This is a genomic window from Paraburkholderia fungorum (assembly GCF_902833645.1).
In the GTDB taxonomy this organism is placed as follows: Bacteria; Pseudomonadota; Gammaproteobacteria; order Burkholderiales; family Burkholderiaceae; genus Paraburkholderia; species Paraburkholderia fungorum.
In genome coordinates this window covers 482987-505587 of record NZ_CADFGE010000001.1, presented here as the reverse complement: position 1 = coordinate 505587, position 22601 = coordinate 482987, and the positions used below count along the sequence as shown (strand labels likewise).

26 protein-coding genes are annotated in these 22601 nt (G+C 63.6%); 13 read left to right on the top strand and 13 right to left on the bottom strand.

The genetic code is table 11. The features are described 5' to 3' along the window. Nucleotides 1-36 precede the first annotated feature (36 nt). Nucleotides 37-1203: an acetyl-CoA acetyltransferase gene (locus tag HWX91_RS02195; RefSeq protein WP_028195862.1), complete on the bottom strand. Its 1167-nt coding sequence runs from the start codon at nucleotides 1201-1203 to the stop codon at nucleotides 37-39. A gap of 392 nt (nucleotides 1204-1595) precedes the next feature. On the opposite strand from HWX91_RS02195, the gene HWX91_RS02190 reads away from it, so the two are divergent. The 3 genes from HWX91_RS02190 to HWX91_RS02180 all read left to right on the top strand — a co-directional run bounded on the left by HWX91_RS02190 (nucleotide 1596) and on the right by HWX91_RS02180 (nucleotide 5394). Beyond that, complete coding sequence (locus HWX91_RS02190; protein ID WP_028195863.1) at nucleotides 1596-2615, top strand: TRAP transporter substrate-binding protein; 1020 nt, start codon at nucleotides 1596-1598, stop codon at nucleotides 2613-2615. A gap of 6 nt (nucleotides 2616-2621) precedes the next feature. After that, the gene (locus HWX91_RS02185; protein ID WP_028195864.1) at nucleotides 2622-4502 is read left to right on the top strand and encodes a TRAP transporter large permease; all 1881 of its coding nucleotides are present in this window, start codon (nucleotides 2622-2624) and stop codon (nucleotides 4500-4502) included. A gap of 91 nt (nucleotides 4503-4593) precedes the next feature. Next, nucleotides 4594-5394: an SDR family NAD(P)-dependent oxidoreductase gene (locus HWX91_RS02180; protein ID WP_028195865.1), complete on the top strand. Its 801-nt coding sequence runs from the start codon at nucleotides 4594-4596 to the stop codon at nucleotides 5392-5394. Between the two features lie 64 nt (nucleotides 5395-5458). Here the strand turns inward: HWX91_RS02180 and thrS are convergent, their stop codons facing one another. After that, on the bottom strand, nucleotides 5459-6664 hold the full coding sequence (gene thrS / locus HWX91_RS02175; RefSeq protein ID WP_052660707.1) for a threonine--tRNA ligase: 1206 nt from the start codon (nucleotides 6662-6664) through the stop codon (nucleotides 5459-5461). Nucleotides 6665-7196: 532 nt separating this feature from the next. Between thrS and HWX91_RS02170 the strand changes: the two genes are divergently transcribed. Then, nucleotides 7197-7682: a GNAT family N-acetyltransferase gene (locus HWX91_RS02170; protein ID WP_028195866.1), complete on the top strand. Its 486-nt coding sequence runs from the start codon at nucleotides 7197-7199 to the stop codon at nucleotides 7680-7682. Between the two features lie 67 nt (nucleotides 7683-7749). On the opposite strand, the gene HWX91_RS02165 is transcribed toward HWX91_RS02170, so the two are convergent. After that, a complete protein-coding gene (locus HWX91_RS02165) occupies nucleotides 7750-8334 on the bottom strand; it encodes a flavin reductase family protein (protein WP_028195867.1) in 585 nt (194 codons plus the stop codon). A 189-nt stretch (nucleotides 8335-8523) separates the two neighbouring features. Between HWX91_RS02165 and HWX91_RS02160 the strand changes: the two genes are divergently transcribed. Continuing rightward, entirely contained in the window at nucleotides 8524-9189 is a 666-nt protein-coding gene (locus HWX91_RS02160) for an aspartate/glutamate racemase family protein (RefSeq protein WP_028195868.1), read from the top strand. A gap of 75 nt (nucleotides 9190-9264) precedes the next feature. On the opposite strand, the gene HWX91_RS02155 is transcribed toward HWX91_RS02160, so the two are convergent. The 3 genes from HWX91_RS02155 to pdxR are packed head-to-tail and all read right to left on the bottom strand — an operon-like array spanning nucleotide 9265 to nucleotide 11367. Then, nucleotides 9265-9594 (bottom strand): hypothetical protein, encoded by a 330-nt coding sequence (locus HWX91_RS02155; RefSeq protein ID WP_028195869.1) that lies wholly within the window; start codon nucleotides 9592-9594, stop codon nucleotides 9265-9267. Next, nucleotides 9563-9772, bottom strand: coding sequence for a hypothetical protein (locus HWX91_RS02150; RefSeq protein ID WP_127837980.1), 210 nt, complete (start codon nucleotides 9770-9772; stop codon nucleotides 9563-9565). The genes HWX91_RS02155 and HWX91_RS02150 overlap by 32 nt, the downstream gene beginning before the upstream one ends. Before the next feature lie 47 nt (nucleotides 9773-9819). Further along, on the bottom strand, nucleotides 9820-11367 hold the full coding sequence (gene pdxR, locus HWX91_RS02145; protein ID WP_042274667.1) for a MocR-like pyridoxine biosynthesis transcription factor PdxR: 1548 nt from the start codon (nucleotides 11365-11367) through the stop codon (nucleotides 9820-9822). Between the two features lie 107 nt (nucleotides 11368-11474). Here pdxR and HWX91_RS02140 point away from each other — a divergent pair, with 107 nt between their 5' ends. Next, nucleotides 11475-12215, top strand: coding sequence for a GNAT family N-acetyltransferase (locus HWX91_RS02140; RefSeq protein WP_028195870.1), 741 nt, complete (start codon nucleotides 11475-11477; stop codon nucleotides 12213-12215). A gap of 87 nt (nucleotides 12216-12302) precedes the next feature. Here HWX91_RS02140 and HWX91_RS02135 read toward each other — a convergent pair whose 3' ends face one another. Beyond that, nucleotides 12303-12839 (bottom strand): GNAT family N-acetyltransferase, encoded by a 537-nt coding sequence (locus HWX91_RS02135; protein WP_028195871.1) that lies wholly within the window; start codon nucleotides 12837-12839, stop codon nucleotides 12303-12305. Nucleotides 12840-12984: 145 nt separating this feature from the next. Beyond that, nucleotides 12985-13851: a LysR family transcriptional regulator gene (locus HWX91_RS02130; protein WP_028195872.1), complete on the bottom strand. Its 867-nt coding sequence runs from the start codon at nucleotides 13849-13851 to the stop codon at nucleotides 12985-12987. Between the two features lie 124 nt (nucleotides 13852-13975). Here HWX91_RS02130 and HWX91_RS02125 point away from each other — a divergent pair, with 124 nt between their 5' ends. The 6 genes from HWX91_RS02125 (at nucleotide 13976) to HWX91_RS02100 (ending at nucleotide 18762) form a co-directional block, all read left to right on the top strand. Beyond that, complete coding sequence (locus HWX91_RS02125; protein WP_028195873.1) at nucleotides 13976-14929, top strand: AEC family transporter; 954 nt, start codon at nucleotides 13976-13978, stop codon at nucleotides 14927-14929. A gap of 116 nt (nucleotides 14930-15045) precedes the next feature. Then, the gene (locus HWX91_RS02120; protein ID WP_028195874.1) at nucleotides 15046-15897 is read left to right on the top strand and encodes an AraC family transcriptional regulator; all 852 of its coding nucleotides are present in this window, start codon (nucleotides 15046-15048) and stop codon (nucleotides 15895-15897) included. Between the two features lie 166 nt (nucleotides 15898-16063). Beyond that, nucleotides 16064-17029, top strand: coding sequence for a quinone oxidoreductase family protein (locus tag HWX91_RS02115; RefSeq protein ID WP_028195875.1), 966 nt, complete (start codon nucleotides 16064-16066; stop codon nucleotides 17027-17029). A gap of 55 nt (nucleotides 17030-17084) precedes the next feature. Beyond that, a complete protein-coding gene (locus tag HWX91_RS02110) occupies nucleotides 17085-17261 on the top strand; it encodes a DUF1427 family protein (RefSeq protein ID WP_035519351.1) in 177 nt (58 codons plus the stop codon). A 220-nt stretch (nucleotides 17262-17481) separates the two neighbouring features. After that, the gene (locus tag HWX91_RS02105) at nucleotides 17482-18060 is read left to right on the top strand and encodes a DUF4337 domain-containing protein (protein WP_028195876.1); all 579 of its coding nucleotides are present in this window, start codon (nucleotides 17482-17484) and stop codon (nucleotides 18058-18060) included. An 84-nt stretch (nucleotides 18061-18144) separates the two neighbouring features. Next, nucleotides 18145-18762, top strand: coding sequence for a LysE family translocator (locus HWX91_RS02100; RefSeq protein WP_028195877.1), 618 nt, complete (start codon nucleotides 18145-18147; stop codon nucleotides 18760-18762). A 22-nt stretch (nucleotides 18763-18784) separates the two neighbouring features. Here the strand turns inward: HWX91_RS02100 and HWX91_RS02095 are convergent, their stop codons facing one another. The 5 genes from HWX91_RS02095 to HWX91_RS02075 all read right to left on the bottom strand — a co-directional run bounded on the left by HWX91_RS02095 (nucleotide 18785) and on the right by HWX91_RS02075 (nucleotide 22073). After that, nucleotides 18785-20062, bottom strand: a complete 1278-nt coding sequence (locus tag HWX91_RS02095) for an RNA polymerase sigma factor (RefSeq protein WP_028195878.1) — start codon at nucleotides 20060-20062, stop codon at nucleotides 18785-18787. A gap of 4 nt (nucleotides 20063-20066) precedes the next feature. After that, nucleotides 20067-20474, bottom strand: a complete 408-nt coding sequence (locus HWX91_RS02090; RefSeq protein WP_028195879.1) for a VOC family protein — start codon at nucleotides 20472-20474, stop codon at nucleotides 20067-20069. 54 nt (nucleotides 20475-20528) lie between these two features. After that, nucleotides 20529-21056 carry an SRPBCC family protein gene (locus tag HWX91_RS02085; protein WP_028195880.1) on the bottom strand — a complete coding sequence of 176 codons (528 nt, stop codon included), beginning with the start codon at nucleotides 21054-21056 and terminating at the stop codon, nucleotides 20529-20531. 97 nt (nucleotides 21057-21153) lie between these two features. Next, on the bottom strand, nucleotides 21154-21570 hold the full coding sequence (locus HWX91_RS02080) for a YciI family protein (RefSeq protein WP_028195881.1): 417 nt from the start codon (nucleotides 21568-21570) through the stop codon (nucleotides 21154-21156). Between the two features lie 155 nt (nucleotides 21571-21725). Further along, nucleotides 21726-22073: a YciI family protein gene (locus tag HWX91_RS02075; protein WP_028195882.1), complete on the bottom strand. Its 348-nt coding sequence runs from the start codon at nucleotides 22071-22073 to the stop codon at nucleotides 21726-21728. A gap of 230 nt (nucleotides 22074-22303) precedes the next feature. On the opposite strand from HWX91_RS02075, the gene HWX91_RS02070 reads away from it, so the two are divergent. Continuing rightward, nucleotides 22304-22492 carry a glycine zipper 2TM domain-containing protein gene (locus HWX91_RS02070; RefSeq protein WP_028195883.1) on the top strand — a complete coding sequence of 63 codons (189 nt, stop codon included), beginning with the start codon at nucleotides 22304-22306 and terminating at the stop codon, nucleotides 22490-22492. Nucleotides 22493-22601 lie beyond the last annotated feature (109 nt).

Genomic DNA, 22601 nt, shown 5'->3' with positions numbered 1-22601 from the left:
AGGCGCGCATACCTGGTCCAGATGATCGGATGCCTTTCAGCGGCGTGCTTCGAGAATGCTCAGATAATTGGTCACGGCCGCGCCGCCCATGTTGAACACCCCGGCCGTGCGTGCATTTGGAATTTGCATCGCGCCGGCCTGGCCGCTGACCTGCATCGCCGCCATCACGTGCATTGACACGCCCGTCGCGCCAACCGGATGCCCCTTCGCCTTCAATCCGCCCGACGCATTGACCGGCAGGCGCCCCTCTTTCGTGGTCACCCCGTCGAGAATCACACGGGCGCCCTGTCCCGGTTCGGCCAGACCCATCGCCTCGTATTCGATCAGTTCGGCAATCGTGAAGCAGTCGTGGGTTTCGACCAGCGACAGATCGTCGAGTGTCATGCCGGCTTGCGCCAGCCCTTGTTTCCACGCGAGCCGCGCGCCTTCGAACGCGATCGGATCGCGCCGCGACAGCGGCAGGTAGTCGCTCACCTGCACCGTCGCGCGAAACTCGACCGCGTGACGCGCGCGCCGCGCGATGTCCGGCGACGCGATGATCAGCGCGGCCGCGCCGTCAGAGATCATCGAGCAGTCGGTGCGCTTCAACGGCCCGGCAACGAACGGGTTTTTCTCCGACGGCGTGCGGCAAAAGTCATAGCCGAAATCGCGGCGCATATGCGCATACGGGTTCGACACGCCGTTGTGATGATTCTTCGCGGCAATCGCCGCGAGCGCATCCGACTGGTCGCCATAGCGATCGAAATACGTTTGCGCGAGCTGGCCGAAAATGCCCGCGAATCCGCCCGGCACGTCCGCTTCTTCGCTCGCATACGAGCACTTCTGCAACACCTTGCCCACTTCGGCGGTCGGCAGGCTTGTCATCTTCTCGTAGCCGATCACCAGTGCGCACGCGGAGCGGCCCGAGCGCACCGCATCGAGCGCGGAGTACACCGCGGCCGAGCCGGTCGAGCACGCGTTTTCACACCGTACGGTCGAGGTGAAACGCATTTCGGGAATCGCGTTGAAGACGAGCGCCGACGGAAAGTCCTGATAGACGAACCCGCCGTTAAACGTGCCCACGTGAATCGAATCGATCTGACCGGCTTCGACGCCGGCATGCTCGAGCGCACCGAGTGCGCTGTCGGCAATCATGCGTTCGATGTCCAACGCGTCGAGCTTGCCGAACGGGATATGGCTCCATCCGATGATGGTCGGTTGCATTGCGAACAACTCCTTGGCTTGGGGATGGGAATGACGGCTCTTCATGCAAAAGCCAGGCCAGCCAGGCAGGTCGTTTCATGATCGCGACCCCGGCCGGCACGGCGCGCATGACGCGAGCGCCGCGCCGATGCGGGCCACGCGCCGCAACGGCTTCCAATCCTGCTTTCGCGCCACGGATGAATCCGCAGTCCGCCCCCGGCTCGCGTGCGACACAAAGCATGCGACACGTGTCGCATTTGCTCGACACCTGCACGGCGTGCCCGCCCTGGCAATAACCCGGGGTTGCCGGCTTAACGCCAATAGCCACGCGGCTCCCGCCAAATGGCATCCAATTTGCTTTTAGCTGGCCGCCGGCCTTCGAAGCGGCAAACATAAAACTCAGGAGACAGACGATGAGCGTTACCACCCGGCGCGACTTTCTCAAATGCGCTTCTCTTACCGCCGCGGCGTCGTTCGCCGGTCTGCACGGCCGCTCCGCGCACGCTGCCGAATTCACCCTCAAGTACGCGAACAACCTGCCTGCCACCCATCCGATGAACATCCGCGCGAAGGAAGCCGCGGCGCGCATTGCTTCAGAGAGTAAGGGGCGGGTCGACTTCCAGGTGTATTCGAACAACCAGTTGGGTAGCGATACCGACATGCTGTCGCAGGTCCGCTCCGGTGCGATCGATTACTTCACGCTCTCGCCGCTGATTCTCGGCACCCTCGTGCCCGCCGCGCAGATCACCGGCGTCGGTTTTGCGTTCAAGGACTACGACCAGGTGTGGGCCGCGCTCGACGGTGCACTCGGCGCGCGCGTGCGCCAGGAGATTGCGAAGACCTCGGTGTTCGCGTTCGACAAGATCTGGGACAACGGCTACCGTCAAACCACCACCAGCACGAAGCCAATCCACCTTCCGGGCGACCTGAAAGGCATCAAGCTGCGCGTGCCGATGAGCCCGATCTGGACCTCGATGTTCCAGGCGCTCGGCGCGTCGCCGGCCAGCATCAATTTCTCCGAGGTGTATTCGTCGCTGCAAACGCGGGTCGTGGAAGGTCAGGAGAATCCGCTCGCCACCATCACCGCGGCCAAGCTTTACGAAGTGCAGAAATATTGTTCGCTGACCAATCACATGTGGGACGGCTTCTGGTTCCTCGCGAACAAACAGTCGTTCGCGCGTCTGCCGAAGGATCTGCAAACCATCGTGCAGAACGCCGTCAACGATGCGGCCGTGCAGGAACGCACCGACGTCGCCAAATTGAACGCGTCGCTGATGCCGGAGCTGAAAGCAAAGGGCCTGCAGTTCAACGATGTCGATATCAATGCGTTCCGCAGCCAGTTGACCTCAACGGGCTTCTACGCCGACTGGCACAAGAAGTTCGGCGACGACGCGTGGACCGCCCTCGAAAAATACACCGGCAAACTCGCCTGACGCGCCATGCATCTGACCTTGACGAAGAAACTGGAAAACGACGGCTGGCTCGCGCGCGGCCTGACGACGGCCGTCGATTGGGTGATGCACGGCGTAGGCGCGGTGGCGGCCTTCCTCGTGGTCGCCGAGACGGTGATCTTGCTATGCGGCGTGATCTTTCGTTATGGGCTGGACCAGCCGCTAATCTGGTCCGACGAACTCGCGTCGATCCTGTTTAGCTGGCTGGCCATGCTCGGCGCCGTGCTCGCCTTGCATCGCGGCGCGCATATGCGTCTCACCGCGATCGTCACGCGCTTACCGGAGAAATGGCGCGGCTGGCTCGAAGCGGTCAGCGCGCTCACCGTCTGTACCTTCGTCGCGCTGATCATCACGCCGGCCATCGAGCATATGAACCTGCAGATGCCGGTCAGCACGCCTGCGTTGCAATTGCCGGACGGCTGGCGTTGCGCCGCGTTGCCGGTCGGCGCGGCGTTGATGCTGTTGGCGGCGCTTGCCCGCATCGCGCGTGAAGTGAGCCCGGTGCAGTTCGCCGGCGCGTTGCTCACCGCGGGCGTGATCGCTGCCGCGTTATGGATCGCGCAACCCTATCTGCTCGCGCTCGGCAATCTGAACCTGATCGTGTTCTTCGTCGTGCTGGTGGGTTTGTGCGTGGCGGGTGGCGTGCCGATCGCATTCAGCTTCGGCACGGCAACACTCGCTTATCTGGTGCTGATGACACATGCGCCGCTCGGCATTGTCGTAAGCCGGATGGATGAAGGGATGGCGAATCTGGTGCTGCTGTCGGTGCCGTTGTTCGTGTTGCTCGGTGCATTGCTGGAGTTGAGCGGGCTCGCGCGCTGCCTGATCGACTTCATGGCCGCGTTGCTTGGCCACGTGCGCGGTGGTCTGCAATACGTACTGCTCGGTGCGATGTTTCTGGTGTCGGGCATCTCCGGCGCAAAAGCCGCCGACATGGCAGCGATTGCACCCGCGCTGTTCCCCGAAATGCAGCGGCGCGGCGCGAAACCCGAGGAACTGGTCGCGCTGCTGTCGTCAACCGGCGCGATGACGGAAACGATTCCACCGAGCCTTGTGCTGATCACGATCGGTGCGGTGTGCGGCGTATCGATCACCGCGCTGTTCGTCGGCGGAATCATGCCGGCAGTGGTCGCGACCATCGCGATCGGTTTCGTCTGCTGGCGGCGCGCACGGCACGAGCCGGCGAGCAACAGCACACGCGCCCCCTTGCGCACGATTCTGCGGACCTTCGTGATCGCGCTGCCCGCACTCGCGTTGCCGATGCTGATTCGCGTGGTGGTCATCGAAGGCGCAGCCACTGCCACCGAAGTGTCGACCATCGGTATCGCGTACACGCTGATTGCGGGCGTGCTGCTGCATCTGTGCGGACGGCGGATCGAATGGCGCCGCCTCTACTCGCTGCTGCTCGATACCGCCAGTCTGTCCGGCGCAATTCTGCTGATCATCGGTCTCGCCACCGCGATGGCGTGGGCGCTCACGCAATCGGGCTTCTCCGCGTCGCTGGTGGCAGCGATGGAACAGATACCCGGCGGTCCGCGCGCGTTTTTGTGCGTATCGATCGTGTTGTTCGTGGTGCTCGGCAGCGTGCTCGAAGGGATTCCCGCGATCGTGCTGTTCGGCCCGCTGCTGTTTCCGGTGGCTCGCGCGCTCGGGATTCACGACGTTCACTACGCGATGGTCGTGATTCTGTCGATGGGGCTCGGCCTGTTCGCGCCGCCAATGGGCGTGGGTTTCTATGCCGCGTGCGCAATCGGCAAGGTGTCGCCGGACCGGGTCGTGAGCCGCGTGTGGGGTTATCTAGGCGCGCTATTCATCGCGCTGCTGTTGGTCGCGTTCGTGCCGTGGCTGTCGATCGGTTTCCTGAAGTGAATGCGCGTTGACGTTCGTGCTTTGACATCCAGTTTCAAGCCCTTTTTAAGCCGATTTTTTCCCGCTGTTTCCGATCATTCGAGAGTTCGCTGTGAATCTGAATACTGAAACTTCCCGCCGTACCCCGTCTTCCCTCACTCATCCGCGCGTCGCGCTCGTCACCGGCGGTGGCGCGGGCATCGGCGCGGCTATCTCGCAGCAGCTTGCCGAAGCCGGGCACATCGTCTTCATCGGCGACATCAACGCGCATACCGCGAACGATCTTGCCGGTTCGCTGTGCGCAGCCGGGCACGAAGCGTATGCCGTGCAGCTCGACGTGTCGGCGTCGGCTTCGATCGATGCCGCCTTCAGCACCATCGAGAACCAGTTCGGCCGCTGCGACATCCTGGTGAACAACGCCGGCATCGCCAAGACATTTCCGTTTCTCGACTATCCGGTCGAGCACTGGCGCAAAGTCTTCGACGTGAACGTCACCGGACCCATGCTATGCGGCCAGCACGCTGCACGGCTGATGCGCAAGAACGGCTGGGGGCGGATCGTGAACATCGCCTCGGTCAGCGGACTCCGTGCGAGTTCGGGCCGCACCGCCTACGGCACGTCGAAGGCCGCCGTGGTCGGACTGACGCGACAGATGGCGATCGAACTCGCCGAATACGGCATCACGACCAACGGCGTGGCGCCGGGGCCGATCGACACCCCGATGACGCTCGATCTGCATTCGCAAGTCGCGCGCGACAACTACACGCGCGCGGTGCCGGCGAAGCGCTACGGCATCCCTGCGGAAATCGCCGCGGTAGTCCAGTTCCTGTGTTCCGAACAGGCGTCGTATGTGAACGGGCAGACGGTGCCGGTGGATGGCGGCTTCATGGCCGCAGGCGTGCTGGAGATTTAGGAGGACGGCGCCCGCGCGCTATGCCGGGCGCCGCCTCCGGTGCTCAAGCCGTCTGTGGCAGGCATCAGCGCGTGGCGGGCGGCAGCGCAGCCAGCCGCAAACGCTCGACACCTTCCGCGAGCGCAAGCGTCGACTGTTGCCCATCACGCATGCGAATGCTGATCGTCCGGTCGCGCTCGTCGCGGGAGCCGACCGCGACAAAAATCGGCACCTGCTTTTCACGTGCGTCGACGATCTTCTTTTCGAGCCGCTCCGGCCGGCCATCGAGCAGCGCCCGGATGCCGGCGTCTTCAAGCGCTTGCATCACTTCTTGCGCGTAGGCCGCATTCGCGTCGCTGATCGTCGCGACCACGACCTGTTCCGGCGCGAGCCATACCGGCAGCCATCCTTCATGATGTTCGAGCAGCATCGCGATAAAACGCTCCATGCTGCCGAGTACCGCATGATGAATCATCACCGGCCGCTCACGTTCGTTGCGCTCATTGACGAACTCCGCATCGAGCCGTTCGGGCAACACGAAATCGAGCTGAATCGTGCCGCATTGCCAACTGCGTTCACGGCTGTCCGTCAGATGAAACTCCAATTTCGGGCCGTAAAATGCGCCCTCTCCTTCGAGCACGTCGAATTCGAGGCTCGCTGCACGCGCCGCATTGGCGAGCGCCTCTTCCGCGCGATCCCACGTTTGATCGTTGCCCGCCCGCATCGCGGGCCGCGTGGCTAGCGCGACTTTGAAGGCGGGGAAACCAAGGTCCCCATAGACCACACGCAAAAGCGCACAGAAGCGGCCGACTTCGGCTTCGATATGCGCCTCCGTGCAGAACACATGCGCGTCGTCTTGCACGAATGCACGCGTACGCTTGAGGCCTTCGAGCGAGCCCGAAGGTTCGTCACGATGACACGCGCCGAACTCGCTATAGCGAACCGGCAACTCGCGATACGAGCGCACGCGCTGATTGAACACCTGCACGTGACACGGGCAACTCATCGGCTTCAGACACAGCGCGCGCCCTTCTTCCGCGTCGGCGAGCGAATACATCGCCGCGCCGAACTTCTCCCAATGGCCGCTTTTTTCCCACAACGAGCGCGCCAGCAATTGCGGCGTACGGATCTCGCGAAAGCCCGCGCGCCGCATGCGGGCGCGAATGTAGTCTTCCAACACGCGGTAAAGCTCCCAACCGCGTGGGTGCCAGAAAACCATGCCGGCGCCTTCTTCCTGCTGATGGAAGAGGTCGAGTTTGTTGCCGAGCACACGATGGTCGATGTCGTTCATGATGACGCTCCATTGGGTTTGATGTTGCAGTTACTGCAGATCGGTACCGCAAACGGAGGTCCAGAAACGCCAAAGGCCCCGTCCGTTTCCGGCGGGGCCCTTGGTGGTTTGCCACAGCATCCTGCTTCTAGCGTGCGCAACCTCCAGACGACCCGCCTGTAAAGGTGGTCGTCGTGGTGGTGACGGCAGCGAAGGGAATCGAGTGGAAGTCCATGGATTGACAGTAAACGATTTTATGGCGGGAGGTCAATCGCGATTTCGACCAGCGTCGGTTTGCGTTCGGCTGTGCGTCAAGGTCAACCATAAACCGGCGTCGCCTCGTATGGGCGCAAGGCGCCGCCGATGCGGGAATGGGTGCTCGATTGTCTCGGCGACAGTGAGAAACACCATCGCGAATGGATATCGCGAGTGACGCGGCAACCCATGTCACTACCCGGAACTTTCAGTCCCACGTACTATAGCGAGTAGAAGATTGGCCGCCATGTTTGGCGGCTCCTGCACTCCGCACTTCAGACAAACCGAGTACTTCGCCTTGACCATCCATATCCGCCCCGCCCACGCAGCCGATTCCGCGCTGATTCTTCGCTTTATCACCGAACTCGCGGTGTATGAAAAAGCAGAACACGAAGTTGTCGCGACCGTTAAAGACATCGAAGCAAGCCTGTTCTCAGCGACCTCATCCGCGAAGGCGCTGATCTGCGAAATGAACGGCGAGCCGATCGGCTTTAGCGTGTACTTCTTCTCTTATTCGACGTGGCTCGGCAAACACGGGCTTTATCTGGAAGACCTGTACATATCGCCGGCCGCGCGCGGCAGCGGCGCAGGCAAACAGATGCTGCGCCACCTCGCCAGGATTGCGTGCGAGAGCGGCTGCGGCCGCTTCGAATGGAGCGTGCTGGACTGGAACGAGCCGGCGATCGGCTTCTATGAGTCTATCGGGGCGAGCGCACAAAGCGAATGGGTCCGCTACCGGCTGGCGGGCGACGCGCTCACGGCGTTTGCCGATGGCAACAGGTAAGGCACGCGTGCCTTCGAACAGACACCTCGCCAGGTAGCGAGTCATGCGCGCGTTGTTTGCGGACCGGTCAGCCTCCCGACCCGCTCGCCGCCGGTTCGACTTCAAATGCATCGCCCGTCGCGAAGAATGTGCCGCCGGCCACGTAATGGCATGTGCGCAGATTGGGATCGTCGCCGAAGTGCCAGCGGTTGTTCGAATAGACGCGGCTGTCCGCGTAGGCGGCGACCACTTCGCCGATGATCAGATCGTGCCGCTGGCTATCGTCCGGGATCACCTTGCATTCCATCCACGTGATGCAGCCGGCCAGCATCGGCACGTCGATTTGCTGTGCCGGGAAGGTCTCGAGATCGAAGGCCGAGAACTTGTCGAGTTCGGTGCCCGCGTTCGTGCCCACCGCCAGCGTCTGCGCCGCAAATCCACGGCTCGGCAGTTGCAGTCCGAACACGCCGCTCGCTTCGATCAATTGCCGGGTGAGCGTGCGGCTGTCCACCACTACCACGACTTTCGGCGGCGTGAAATCGAGCGGCATGGCCCACGATGCCGCCATCACATTCGAACGGCCACCGTGCGCGCTGGTAATGATCGTGACGGGGCCATGATTCAGCAATTGCGTGGCGCGCGACAAGGCGACGGGTTCCCGGGTGATTTTCATACGTGCTGTTCCGCGTCAAATGGATCAGGCAGATTGTAGCGGGGACGCGCAAAGCGAGTGGCGCAGCGTCATGAGCGCCACGAGGGCGAGCCACCGCACCCGCCGGATCGGCGTCGTTTCCACATGCGAGCGCTATGTCCCGCCGATCCAGGCGAGAATGCAAAACTGCCACAAATCATTGGAGAGACCGTGCGTATCGTCTGCTTGCACACCGCCAACAGCAACATCGCCCTATTCGACGCGGCCGCCCGCGCCGCCGGATACGAGTCGCTCGAGCTTGTGCATGTCGTCCGCGCGGACTTGCTCGCGGCCGCTGAGCGCGCCGGTGGGTTGACCGGCGAGATCGCGGCGCAAACCCGCGAGGTACTCCTCACGCTCACGAACAATGCAGACGCCGTGTTGCTCAACTGTTCGACGCTCAGCCCGTCAGTGGACGACGGCCTCGTCGCACAGGCCGCTCCGGTGCCCGTTTTGCGGGCCGATGCCGCGCTGGCTCAATGCGCAGTGGAAAGTGGCGGCAAGGTTGTCGTGCTGTGCACCGTATCCACCACACTCGACCCGACCACACACCTATTTGCTCAAGCCGCCACGCTTACCACAGCGAGCGTCGAGGTTCAGTTGATTAGCGGCGCCTGGGAGTGTTTTAAAGCGGGCGACACGGGGGGCTATCTGTCCACAATCGCCGCCGCTACGGATACCGCCTACGAAAATGGCGCGGATGTCGTGGCGTTTGCGCAAACATCGATGGCGGGCGCAGCCTTGTTGGTCGCGCACGGAAAGAAACCGCTGACTACGCCGGCGATTGCCCTCGCCGCCGCGGTGCACGCGGCCACGCTTGCTGCCCGAATAAAATAGAGATCGGCAGATTGGCGGCCGAAGCGTTGAGCGGCAGCCGACCGGCTGCCGCTCAAGCATTCCGTCAATCAATGCTCAATGTGCTTTGCCGTTAGGCATGGCGTCCAACGGTTTGTGCTGTTCTTCGCCGAGTCCCGGGAAAAACGCGTTCCATGCGGCGCGCACGCCCTGAGCCGCGGTGGCTTCGGCGCCGATCGATTCTGCCTCGCCGTCGGCCGCTTTCGACGGGTCGGCGGACAGGCCGCGCCAGTGCGTGAACACCAGCAACGGTTTTTCGGTCCACACGCCGTCGCCATATTTCGCAAATGCCGTGTCTCCGCTCGTCAACTGCACCTCGTACCAGCCTTCGCGGACAGGTTCATGGGCAGCAAGCTCAAACCAGGCGGTCGGTTCGATTTCCTTCATGTTGTCTCCAGTCAGATAGATCGTCATAGATAAGCACAACAAAGGCATGCTTCATGCCCAAACCCGGCAGCGGCCGGGCCAGCCGGGCGCCGCGTGTCATGCGATATGGCAGGGCGGTGCGCTGGGCATGACCTGCGGGCAATTCGTCGACGTCGCGCACTTTCGAATTGCCGCGCATAAACGACACGATAGCGCGACATGGGCCATGCGGACAAACGTAAAAACTTACACGGCGCGCCTGCGTGCTGTTGCGCTCGTCGATCCGCCTGTCGACCTGCTTTCCGCCCTATTTGCCAAGGCGCCGCCCGACTCGCCTGCCATCGCGCGCGCCAGCCTGGCCAGAACCCGCACAGCCGGCGCCAGTTGCCCGGCCGGCGTGCTGCCATAGCCGATCACAAGTCCGTTTGCCTCGTCGCGCTGCTGCAATGCAAAACCCGACAGCGCACGCGGATTGAGCCGCTCGGCCAGCGCGCGTGCCGCGAGGGTCCGATCGGAAATAGACGGCGGCAAGCGCAGCGTCAGATGCATGCCGCAATTGCCGCCCAGAATCTGCGACGGCGCGAAGTGTTCGGCGAGCGCATCGCGCAGCGCCTGCTGGCGCTCCCGGTACAAACGCCGCATGCGGCCCAGATGCCGCCCGAATTCGCCGCTGTCGATGAAATGCGACAGCGCCAGTTGCTCCAGACGATGCCCGCCACGCAACGTCTCCTGCAACGCCACGGCTGTGTGCGCGGCAATGGCGCGCGGCAACACCACGAAGCCGATGCGCAAGGCCGGAAACATGGTTTTGCTGAATGAGCCGACGTACAGAACCGGCGCGTCGTCGACCAGACCCTGCATGCTGGCGATCGGCTCGCCGGTGTGGCGGAATTCGCCGTCGTAGTCGTCTTCGATCAGCCAGGCGCCGCAGCGGCGCGTCTGGGCAATCAACTCGAGCCGACGCGCCACCGAGAGCACCGCACCGGTTGGATACTGATGGGCGGGCGACGTGTAGATCAGCCTGGGCGGATGTGTGTCCCATGCGTCGGGCGGCACCGCGATGCCTTCGGGGTCCACCGGCATCGGCACCATGGTCAGGTCGCCGAGATTGAACGCCGCCTTGGCGCCGCGATAGCCCGGATCTTCCACCCACGCGATGTCGCCGGGATTGGTGAACAGCCGCACGCACAGGTTCAGCGCCTCCTGCGCGCCTTCGGTGATGATCACCTGCGAGCCGTCGCAGCGCACGCCGCGCGCCATCCGCAAATGCCCGGCGATCGCGTCGCGCAGCGCCGGCTCGCCGGTCGGGTCGCCGTAGCCGAGCGCCATTGGCAGCGCACGCTCCATCGAACGTTCCAGCGCGCGCCGCCAGGCGGCCACAGGAAAGCGATCCAGCGCGGGGGTGCCGGGAGTCATCGGCAAGGTGTTGTCGACGTGGGTGCGCGTTGCCGTGAATTGCTCGACGCGTGCCGCGTAGGCGACGTTCGGCGCGGGCGGCAGGGTTTGCGGTTCACCGCGTGCCGCCGGACTGGAGAGCGGACTCACGCGTGTGCCCTTTTTATCGGCCACCACATAGCCAACCGCGGCCAGATGCTCGTACGCGATCACCACGGTATTGCGCGACACGCCCATCTCCGCGGCCAGCAGGCGTGACGACGGTAGCAGCGACCCGGCCGGCAAGCGCCCGGCGAGGATGGCCTGCTGCAAACGCTCAATCAGTTGTTTCTGCAGGGGCACGGACTTTTCGACGCTACCGGCGGCCGGATTGGCGAGCGGGCCTATGATCTCGATCATTGTGGCTGGATCTATCAAATGCTGTTGCGCTGGATCTTTTTAACATACCACGTTTGCCGTATCGTTCTCCGTAAGCAACGACGATCCCTATCCACAGGAGTACACACATGGAACCCAGACATAACGCTTTCGGGCAGCCGATCGGCGCCCCCGTGCCGGGCTGGAAAGGCGCTCAGGCACCCGGCCGTGAGCCGCTGCTGGGCCGCTACTGCCGGGTCGAATCGGTGGACGTGGAGCGCCATGCGGCGGACCTGTACGAAGCGTATAGCTCGGCGGCCGACGCCCGCGACTGGACCTATCTGGCGGTTGGCCCGTTTGAGAGCCTTGCCGCGTATCGCGAACATCTGACGCGCATGGCTGCATCGCCGGATCCCCTGCACTACGCGGTGATCGATCTCGCGTCCGGGAAGGCCGTCGGCACACTCGCGCTGATGCGCATCGACCGCGCGAACGGCGTGATCGAAGTCGGGCACGTCACTTTTTCGCCGCTCCTGAAGCGCACGCGCGTTGCCACGGAAGCGATGTTCCTGCTCATGCGCCATGTGTTCGACGAGCTCGGCTATCGCCGCTTCGAATGGAAGTGCGATTCGCTCAATGGGCCGTCGCGCACAGCGGCGTTGCGCTATGGCTTTACGTTCGAAGGCATCTTCCGGCAGGCGATCGTGTATCACGAACGCAATCGCGACACCGCGTGGTTTTCGATTATCGACAGTGAATGGCCCGCGCTGCGCCCGAGCTATGTACGCTGGCTCGATGCCGGCAACTTCGACGCGCAGGGCAAGCAGGTTGAACGCTTAGTGGATCTGATAGCGCGGCAACGGGCGGCGGCCAGCGAAGGCGCTCAATAAGACGGTCTGTACGGCGGTCAATAAGACAGCCGGTTCACGCGCCGGCCGAGTGTCGGCGCGTGAACCGCGCATATGCCGCGCGACGATTCAGGCAATGCCTGCTGCTCGCCGCAGCACGATGGTTGGTTTGCCTTTATACGTCGTCCGATGTTGCTCGCGATAACCGCACTTGTGCGCGACACGCAATGACGGCTGGTTTTCCGGCGCGATGATGCAGACAGTCTCGCCGTCAGGCCACCGCGTGTCGGCCCACGCAAGTGCCACACGCACCGCTTCGGTCGCGTAGCCGCGATTGTGGACGGCGGGGTCGAGTGCCCAACCGATCTCAGGTGTGTTCATCAACGAAGGTTCGATATCGCGGTGGTAGTCGGCAAAGCCGACTTCACCCAGGAACCGGCCGCTGTCCTTTTCCCGCACCACCCAGTAACCGTATCCCAGCATCGCCCAATGTCCGGCGTAACGCAGCAGGCGCGCCCAGACCTCTTCACGTGTGAACGGCTTGCCGCCGATGTAGCGGATCACCTCGGGATCGGACCACATCGCATAGCTCTCGAGGAAATCGTCGCGCGTGTGCGGACGCATGATCAGACGGTCGGTGGTGAGGAGCGTGGGGTGGGTGGGCATGGGTGGCTGGGGTTGAACGCTTTGGGATTGAGAGGCGTTAAAGGGTGCCAAGGATGATCGCAGATTTTTTGCACGTCAGGGTCGCCGCAAAAATCCCTGCGGTGTCCAAGTGGCACTCGCAGCGTCCCATCAAAATGCTCCCCCTTCACGCCAACTCAAGAAACCGCGCCAGACACGGATTGCGATTAGCCGGCGACCACGCCAGCACCTGCTCGATCAGCGGCGCATCGACCAGCGGCCGGAACACCACGCCCGCGAGTTGCGCCTTACGCATCGAGGCTGGCACGAGCGCCACCCCTACGCCTTCTTCGACGAGACTGAGCACGGTCTGCTGCAACTGCACTTCAAAGCGGATATCCGGTTCGAAGCCGCCCGAGCGGCAATGCTCGAGGATCGTTGCGCGCAAGCTCGGCGCGACTTCCTCCAACGCCAGCACGAACGGCTCGGCCGCCAGTTGCGCGATCGCCAGACGCCGTGCGCGCGCTCGCGGATGGTTGCGCGACAATGCCACGCACAAAGGCTCGCGCAGAATCGTCCGTGTCGCGATGCCCTTGTCGGGCACGCCAGGAAACATGATCGCCGCGTCGATCTGCCCGGACAGCACCTGCGCGGCCAGATCGTTCGACACGACTTCGCGCAGATTCAATGCGACCTCGGGAAACGCCGCGCCGAACGCGCGCGCATAGCCAGGCACGACGTTGTACGCGGCACACATCGTAAAACCGATGGCCAGCTTGCCGGCGTCGCCGTGCGCCGCCGCCTGGGCATTGCTGACCGCCTGCTCCACCGACGCAAGGATCGCCTTCGCATCGGCGTAAAAGCGCTCGCCTGCCGCGGTCAGCGTGACACTGCGCGGACTGCGCTCGAGCAGCGTCACACCGAGACTCGCCTCCAGCGCCGCCAGTTGCCGGCTCAACGGCGGCTGCGACAGATTCAGGCGCGCCGCCGCACGGCCGAAATGTCGCGTCTCGGCGAGTGTCACGAAGTAGCGCAACGGCTTGATATCGATCACGACGCCCTCGGGCTGATTGACGATGCAGAAAAGGTATTATTGGACTAAAAAAACAGTATTGGATTGTATCAACGCAAGCCACTACGCTGGCGCATCGTTCTCCGCGCCCCTACCTTTTGCACCGATGTTAGCCACTCTAGAGATTCTTCTTCCCGTATTCGGCCTGATTTTCGCGGGCTTTGCCTGCCGCCGGCGCGGCGTGCTCGGACCGAACAGCGCGTCCGAACTAAATCGCTTCGTTGTATGGCTGGCATTGCCGGCGCTGCTGTTCGACACCATGGCGCATGCCACGTGGCAGCAGCTCTATCAACCGGCCTTCGTCGCGGCATTTTCGATCGGTTGCCTCGGCGCGTTTCTGCCGATTCTCGCCATCCGTATGTTCAGCGGCCGCCATCTGGCTGACGCGAGCGTCGACGCCATTGCGGCGTCGTATCCGAACACCGGCTACATCGGCTTTCCGCTTGGCATGATCGCGTTCGGCGCGGCCAGCCTGACGCCGACCACGATCGCCACGATCCTCGTCGCGTGCGTGCTGTTTGCGCTTGCCATCGTGCTGATCGAAGTCGGCTTGCAGACCGAACGCACGCCGCACAAGCTGGGGCTGAAAGTGCTGGGCTCGCTGGCGCGCAATCCGTTGATCGTGTCGCCGATTGCGGGCGTGCTGCTGGCGGCCACTCACGTCGCATTGCCGCAAAGCGCGGAGACCTTTCTGAAGCTGTTGAGCGGCGCTGCCAGTCCGTGTGCGCTGGTCAGCCTTGGCCTGTTCCTCGCAGAAAAACGTCCATCGTCCGAAACCGGCACCGGCACGCGCGGTATCGCGCTGCTGCTGAGCGGCGTCAAGCTGCTGGGACAGCCGGCGCTGACCTGGTGGCTCGCGGCGCGCGTGTTCGGGCTCTCGTCCGCGCTGGTCGAAATGGCCGTCGTGCTGGCCGCGCTGCCCACCGGCACCGGCCCGTTCATGCTGGCCGAGTTCTACCGCCGCGAGGCGCATATCACCTCCCGCACGATCTTGCTGTCGACGGTGGGATCGGTGGTGACCTTGTCGTTGCTGCTGCTCATGATGGGACATCGTACGTAGGCGAACCGCGCGCAATAGCCACCGTTGCACGCCTCGCGCTATGCTTCGCACACGGACCACCCGGTCCACGCTCTTCATGCGCGAAGAGCGAACCGTGAACAGCGAAGCGAACCGCCGTGCCCAAAGCCCGCCCACCCGAACTTCACGACGACGCCGACGCCCGCTCCCTCGCCCGGCACTATCCGCGCGGGCTGCGCATCGACCCGCATTCCCATACGTGGGCACAGGTGCTGTACGCGGTATCGGGCGTGATGTGGGTGGAAGTCGGCCGCGAGGCGCTGGTGGTGCCGCCGCAGCGCGCGGTCTGGCTGCCGGCCGGCACCGTTCACTCCATCCACATGATGAGCGAAGTGGAAATGCGCAATATCTATTTCCACGAGCGCAACGTCGGCCACCTGAGTCAGCGCAGCGACGTGTTCGAGATCAACGGCCTGTTGCGTGAACTCATCACATCGATTGCCGAACACGAGCGCACCCATGCTCGCGACGAGACCTATCTCGACGCCGCCTATCGTCTCGCGATGCTGGAGCTGGGGCACGCCCCGCGCTCGTCGCTGCGCATCGCGCTGCCCGATGCGTCGGACCGGCGGCTCGACGCCTTGTGCCGCGCGGTCATCGATAACCCCTCGATCGCGATCAGCTTCGAACAGCATGCGGCGTCGGTCGGCGCCAGCGTGCGCACGCTGGCGCGTCTCTTTACTCGCGAGTTGGGGCTTGGTTTTGCCGAATGGCGGCGCCAGGTGCAACTGGCGGTCGCCGTATCAGGTCTCGCCGAGGGACGCCCGGTCAGCAGCATCGCCCGCTCGCTGGGTTTCCAGCCGAGCAGCTTCAGCGACATGTTCCGGCGCGAGCTGGGCGCGCCGCCGACCGGCTTCGATCCGGGCGCGACGCTGGGCGAGGCGAACGCGGCCGGTAGTGCGCCGGAGCCCGTGCAAGACGGGCAGTCCACGCACGCCACGAACGGGTGAGCCCGGCGCGCTGGCCGTTCCCCAGCCCAACAGCGGCAGTCGGCCAGCCCACACCGCGTTTTGTCCGAAATTCGAAAGTCTTTGTCTCAACGCTTCCATACCGGCCACGTAGACTACGCTCATCCGCTGCACGAAGCAGCACAAGACCTGACAGGAGTAACAAGCGATGAAAGCGATTCAGTTCAAGACTTTTGGCCAACCCCAGGTACTCGAAATCGTCGATCTGCCGACGCCGCAAGCCGACGCGGATAGCGCCGTGGTGCAAATCAAGGCGGCCTCGGTGAATCCGAGCGACGTCAAGAACGTGTCCGGCCATTTCGAGCACACGGTCCTGCCGCGCACGCCCGGCCGCGACTTCAGCGGCGTCGTGGTGGATGGCCCGCCCGCCTGGCTCGGCGCGGAAGTCTGGGGCACGGGCGGCGACATCGGCTTCACACGCGACGGCACCCACGCCGAGTTCATCAAGATTCCGCTCACCGCCTTGTCGCGCAAACCCGCTACGCTCAGCCATGCGCAGGCATCCGCGATCGGCGTGAGCTTCGTGGTCGCGTGGCTCGGCACGGTCGAGTACGCCCATCTGCAGGCAGGCGAAACGATTGCCGTGATCGGGGCGGGCGGCGCTGTCGGCGGCGCGGTGGTGCAAATCGCGAAAGCACGGGGCGCCCGCGTGATCGGGGTCGACCGTCATCCGCTTTCCGCCGACACCCCGGCGGCGCGTTTGCTCGACGAGTACGTCCCGCTCGACGAAAACGTGACGGCGCGCCTGAAGGCGCTAACCGGCGGCGCCGGTGCGGATGTGGTGTACGACACCGTCGGCGGTGTCGCGTTTCAGACTGCACTAAGTCTCGTCAAACGACGCGGCCGGGTGCTGGAGATCAGCGCCACGGGCCAGCGTCGCGTGGAATTCGATCTGATCGATTTCTACCACAACGAAACGCAACTCCTCGGCGTGGACAGCGCCAAGCTGGGCGTCGCCGAATCGGCACCGCTGATGACCGCGCTGGTGGAAGGCTTCGAAAGCGGCAAGCTGCAAGGGCCGGCCATCGCGCAGGAATTCCCGCTCGAACGGACTCGCGAAGCCTATGAGGCAGTGGCCGCCGGCACGCGCGGCCGGATCGTCATCACGATGTAACTGCCGAAGCGACCAGCGGGCGTGGCGGCCCGCATTTCAGATGGGTTTATCGAACATGAAAGCGTATTTGATCTCGCTTGTTGCCGGCGTCGTGGTCGGTCTGCTGTACAGCATCATGCAGGTGAAGTCGCCGGCCCCGCCGACGGTCGCGCTAGTCGGCCTGCTCGGCATGCTGGCCGGTGAACATATGATCCCGCTCGTGCGGACGTGGCTGGCGGCCGGTATTCACTGACGGTCGCCCTTCGTCCGCCTGTTCGTCCGCCTGTTGACGTTCCTCATCGACGTCCGTCATCGACATCCCTTCGCGCCGATAGCTTTTCCATCGCCGGTCGCCACACGCTAAGATTGAGCCCGCCGGGCCGGCGGGCAGCGCTTGCCGCGTCGTCCACGCAGGGGCCAGCGCCATGCGCGCCGCCCGGAGATCACAAGAAAAGCTTCGCTCGGAGAATCAGATGTCTGAAGAATATGAAGTGCATGGTCCGCACGACCATGCGGTTGAACACGCCGGCCACCACGACGAGGATCCCTTTGCGAGCCGCATGGCCGTGATGACGGCAATCCTCGCGACGATTGGCGCGCTGTGCGCCTACCAGAGCGGCAACAGCGAAAATCTGGCGCTTTACTACAAGAACGAAGCCGCCATTAAAAAGACCGAAGCGTCGAATCAATGGAACTATTACCAGGCCAAGGGCGAGAAAGAGAATCTCGCTGAACTCGGCGCGGCGCTATCGGCCAGCAATGCCGACGCGCATGCCAAATTCCTCGCCGACGTCGACAAGTACAAGCAGCAGAAGGAGCCGATCCGCGCGAAGGCTGAAGCGATCGAGAAGGAAGTCGTCGATAACGACACGAAAAGTGAAGCACTGCTGCACGGCCATCACCGCTGGGCCCAGGCCACGACCCTGATTCAGGTAGCGATCGCCCTGTGCGCGATCACGTTGCTGACGCGCAAGAAATGGCTGCGCAATCTGTCGTTCGGTGTTGCCGCAGCGGGTGTGGTTACGGCCGCTTTGGCGTTCTTTGCCGCTTGATTGAGCGACGGGCGCTGCGCCCATGTCCGGCGCGATTGGCGGTTATGCTACGTCTTGCCCGATGGATGAGTTAAGGAGCAATGCGTGATTGATGGGTCCGCCGTTCTGGGCGTTTTTTCCGTGTACATAGCCGGCGTGGTGATCCCCGGTCCGAACTTTGTCGCAGTGGCGCACAAGGCCGCCTCGGCGACGCGCGTCGAGGCGCTCTCGATGGTCGGCGGCATCGTGCTCGTCAATCTGTTCTGGGCAAGCTGCGCGATTCTCGGCGTCGGCATCGTGTTCACCGCGTTTCCGTGGCTCGCGCTGGCAGTGAAGATCGCCGGCGCCGGTTATCTGATCTGGTTCGGCGGCCGCCTCATCGCGAACGCTTCCGCAGGTAAGCCGGCGCAGCGCCTGCATGCGTCGACCGGCGGCTTTCGGCAAGCATTCGCGCAGGGCTTTGCGACCAACATCGCGAATCCGAAGTCGATGGCGTTCTTTGCCGCGGTGTTTTCTTCCGCCGCGCCGCCGCATGTCAGCGTCGGCACATTTGCCGCCATGCTCGGCATGGTCTGCGTGGTCGCGAGCAGCTGGTATGGATTCGTCGCGCTCACGTTGTCGCAGGCGCGGATTGCTTCGGCGTACCGGCGCTGCAAGGCGTGGATAGATCGCGTGTGCGGCGGCCTGATCGTCGCGCTGGGTGTGCGTCAGTTGATCCGGTGAGTTGTCCGGGTACGCTTCAGGTTCAATGCGTGCGGCCGCGCGCGGCACGCTCGAGCAACAGTTCGCGCTCGCGCGCATTGCGCGTCATGGCGGCAGCGCGTTCGAATTCGGCGCGTGCCTCATCCACGCGGCCGAGTTTCTCCAGCAGATCGCCACGCACGCTCGGCAGCCAGTGATAGTTCGCGAGCGCCGCATCGGCGGCGAGCGCATCGACGATTTCCAGTCCGGCAGCCGGCCCGAACGCCATGCCGACTGCCACTGCCCGGTTCAACTCGACCACCGGCGAAGGCGCCACCTGCGCCAGCGCGTCGTACAACGCAACGATCTGCACCCAGTCGGTCTCGTCGGCGCGACGCGCGCGCGCATGACACGCGGCTAACGCGGCCTGCAACGCATACGGCCCGCTCGCGCCGCCCAACGCGTGCGCGGTGGCGAGCGCGGCCAGGCCACGGCGGATCAGCAACGGGTCCCAGCGGCTGCGGTCCTGATCGAGCAGCAGCACCGGCTTGCCCTCGCTATCGGTACGCGCGTGGGTGCGCGACGCCTGGATTTCCATCAATGCGACGAGGCCGTGCACTTCGCCTTCGTCCGGCACGAGCCCGCTCAGCACGCGCCCCAGTCGCAGCGCTTCCTCGCACAACGCCGGTCGCATCCAGTCGTCGCCGGCAGTGGCCGAATAGCCTTCGTTGAAAATCAGATAAATCACCTGCAGCACCGAGGCGAGCCGCGGCGCACGCGCATCCGCCTGCGGCACTTCGAACGGCACCTTGGCCGCGGACAGCGTGCGCTTGGCCCGCACGATGCGCTGTGCGACGGTCGACTCGGGCACGAGGAATGCCCGCGCGATTTCGTCGGTGGTGAGACCGCCGAGCAGGCGCAGCGTGAGCGCGACGCGGGCGTCGGTGGACAACACCGGGTGGCACGCGGTGAACACCAGCCGCAGCAGGTCGTCGCCGATATCGTCGGCGCGTGCGGCATCGAGGCTATCGACGAAATCCGGCACGAGGTGCGCCTCCCTTGCGTCGAGATCGTGGCCCAACTCCTCGCGCTTGCGGGCATGCAGTGCTTCCTGGCGCAAGCGGTCGAGGGCACGGTTCTTCGCGGTTGCCATCAGCCACGCCCCCGGATTGTCGGGCACGCCCGCATCCGGCCAATGTTCGAGTGCCGCCACCAGCGCGTCCTGCGCCAGCTCTTCGGCCAGTCCCACGTCGCGCACGATCCGTGCGACGTGGGCGATGACCTTGGCGGATTCGATCCGCCAGACTGCCTCGATGGCACGATGGGTGGCCTGTGTTGTCACGGAATCAGCCCGCTGCCTTGGCGTTCGGGTCCATGTAGATCAACTCCCAGATATGGCCGTCGATATCTTCGAAGCCATGTCCGTACATGAAGCCGTAGTCCTGCGGCGCGCGCGGCACCGTGCCACCGGCGGCAAGCGCCTTCGCGACCAGCGCATCCACCTCGCCCCGGCTCTCGCATGAGAGCCCTAACAGCGCTTCCGTGCTTTCCTTCGGATTGCAAAGCGACTTGCGCGTGAAGGACTTGAACAGGTCCTTGACCAGCAGCATCGCGTAGAGGTTCTCGCCGAGGACGAGGCAAGCGGCCTGCTCGTTGGTGAATTGCGGATCGAAGGTAAAACCGAGTGCGCTGAAAAATGCCTTCGACCGTCCGAGATCGTCGACAGCGAGATTGACGTAGATCTGCTTATGCATGATGGAATCCATTGATTCTGCGATGTGCCCGCTCGCGCAGCACATCGCGCGTATTCAGTTCGCCTCGGCAAGCGTTTTCAGATTGCTCAGGCCGTCTTCGAAATCCTTGCCGACCATTCGGTCCATGCTGAAGAACACCTGCATCAGCTTCGACAGAAACGGCGCGGGTCCGTGCATCGCCCATGTGACCTGGGTTTCGCCCGCCTCCGGCTTCAACTCGAATTCGGCGACGTTGTGCGCTTCGAACGGCTTCAGAAAATCGAGCTTCATCGTTACGCTCGACGGCACCGCCGTATCGACGATCTCCATCTGCCCCACGCCGATCTTCTCGCTTTGCCACGCATAGCGCGCCCCCTTGCCGTCCGGCGTGCCGCTGTAAGTGCCTTGCGTCGCGGGATCTTTGCGCAGGAACGGATTCCAGCGATTGAATTGATGCAGGTCGTCGATCAAACCATAGACCCGCTCGGGTGACGCCTTGATGCGCACGCTGCGCTCGATGCGGAAGGTATCGGGCCGCGTTGCCGCGTAGATGAGCACAAGACCCACCACCGCAACGATGGCGATCAGAATGGTTTTGAGCATGATGAATCCCTTTCGATGTGGCCGGATCGGCGCCTCATGGGGCGCGCGGATCGGCATGACGATCACTTGTGTAGCCGCGGTTAGTGCTTAACCACCTTCAGCCGCGTTTAGCCGCGTCCAGCTCTTTGAAGCGCTCCAGTTCCGGGCTCGGCTCGAAGTCCTCGAGTTCATACAGTTGCCGAACTTCGATTTCGCCGTCGGCCTGCTCGCCGAACGGCGCCGGAAACCGCCGCGCCCACTCCATGGCTTCTTCGCGGGAGCGAACCTGGATCAGCGTATAGCCGGCAATCAGCTCCTTGGTTTCCGCGAACGGACCGTCGATCACCGTACGTTTGCCCGCGCTGTAGCGGATGCGCCAGCCTTTCGAACTCGGCTGCAGACCGGTTGCATCGAGCAGCACGCCGGCCTTGACCAGTTCTTCGTGGTACGCGCCCATCGCCGCCATCAGGGCTTCGTCCGGCGGCCCGCCGGCTTCGCTCAGGGCAGTGGCCTTCACTATGATCATGAATCGCATCGCAATCGCTCCTTGGGTGGCGTGTAGTAGATGGCGAGCCCTTCGCTGTTGGCTGGCTCCTTACTTGCACGACGAGCGATGCGCGGGTGGATCGACATATTTGCCGTCGATCTAGGGAAAACCCCAAGAAAATAATCGCGAACGGGCGAGCCGGTTTACAGGAAACAGGGTCCGGTTTTGCGGACTTCAACGGTGCACCACGACGCGGCCGGGCAGGCTTGCGCAATCGCCACCGCTTCTTCGCGGGTTTCACAATCGAGCAGGAAGAAGCCGCCGATCATCTCCTTGGCTTCGGCGAACGGGCCATCGAGCAGTGTGGGCTGACCGTCGCGCATCTGCACGCGCACGGACTCGGAGGCCAGCGATTCGACTGCGAGCAGCTTGCCGCGCTCTTTGAGGTCGGCGGCAAAACGCACCATCTGGTCATAGACCTCGCGCCCCGCCTGCTCGCCGCGTTCGACACGTTGATCCGGGGGTTCGACAATAAGCAGCAGGTAGGACATGGCGTCTCCGATTGATTGCGTCGCGGACGTGAACGCCAGGCCGGCGCACGACGGCAAAAACGCGCTTGCAGTTGGGTGGCGAAGGGCAGTCTAGCAAGCGCGGAACACTCCAGCAAACCCGTTTGACCGCCCGTACACCAGTACATCGCGAACTCTACGGACACTCGTAATACGGACGCGGCATGGCAATTGCTGAACCCTTGGCATCGCTACACATCCGAGGTGACATCATGCGAAATCTATCTGGCTTGGGCACGCTTGCAGTGGTATTCGCGCTACTGACGGCGACGACCGGCTGCACTCTTGGGGGCGCGGCGGCGGGTGGGGTCATCGGTAACGAGGCGACCAATCACAGCACAGTCGGCACGGTAGGCGGCGCGGTGGCCGGCGGGATTATCGGCCATGAGTTGGGTAAGTAAGAAACGCTGAACCTGAATGAGCGCCTCCCCGGCGCACGACACAAGAGCGCCGCTTTGCAGTATTCTCCGAACGCGCTAAAGCCCGTCGGGAATGTGCCGCTTATCGATT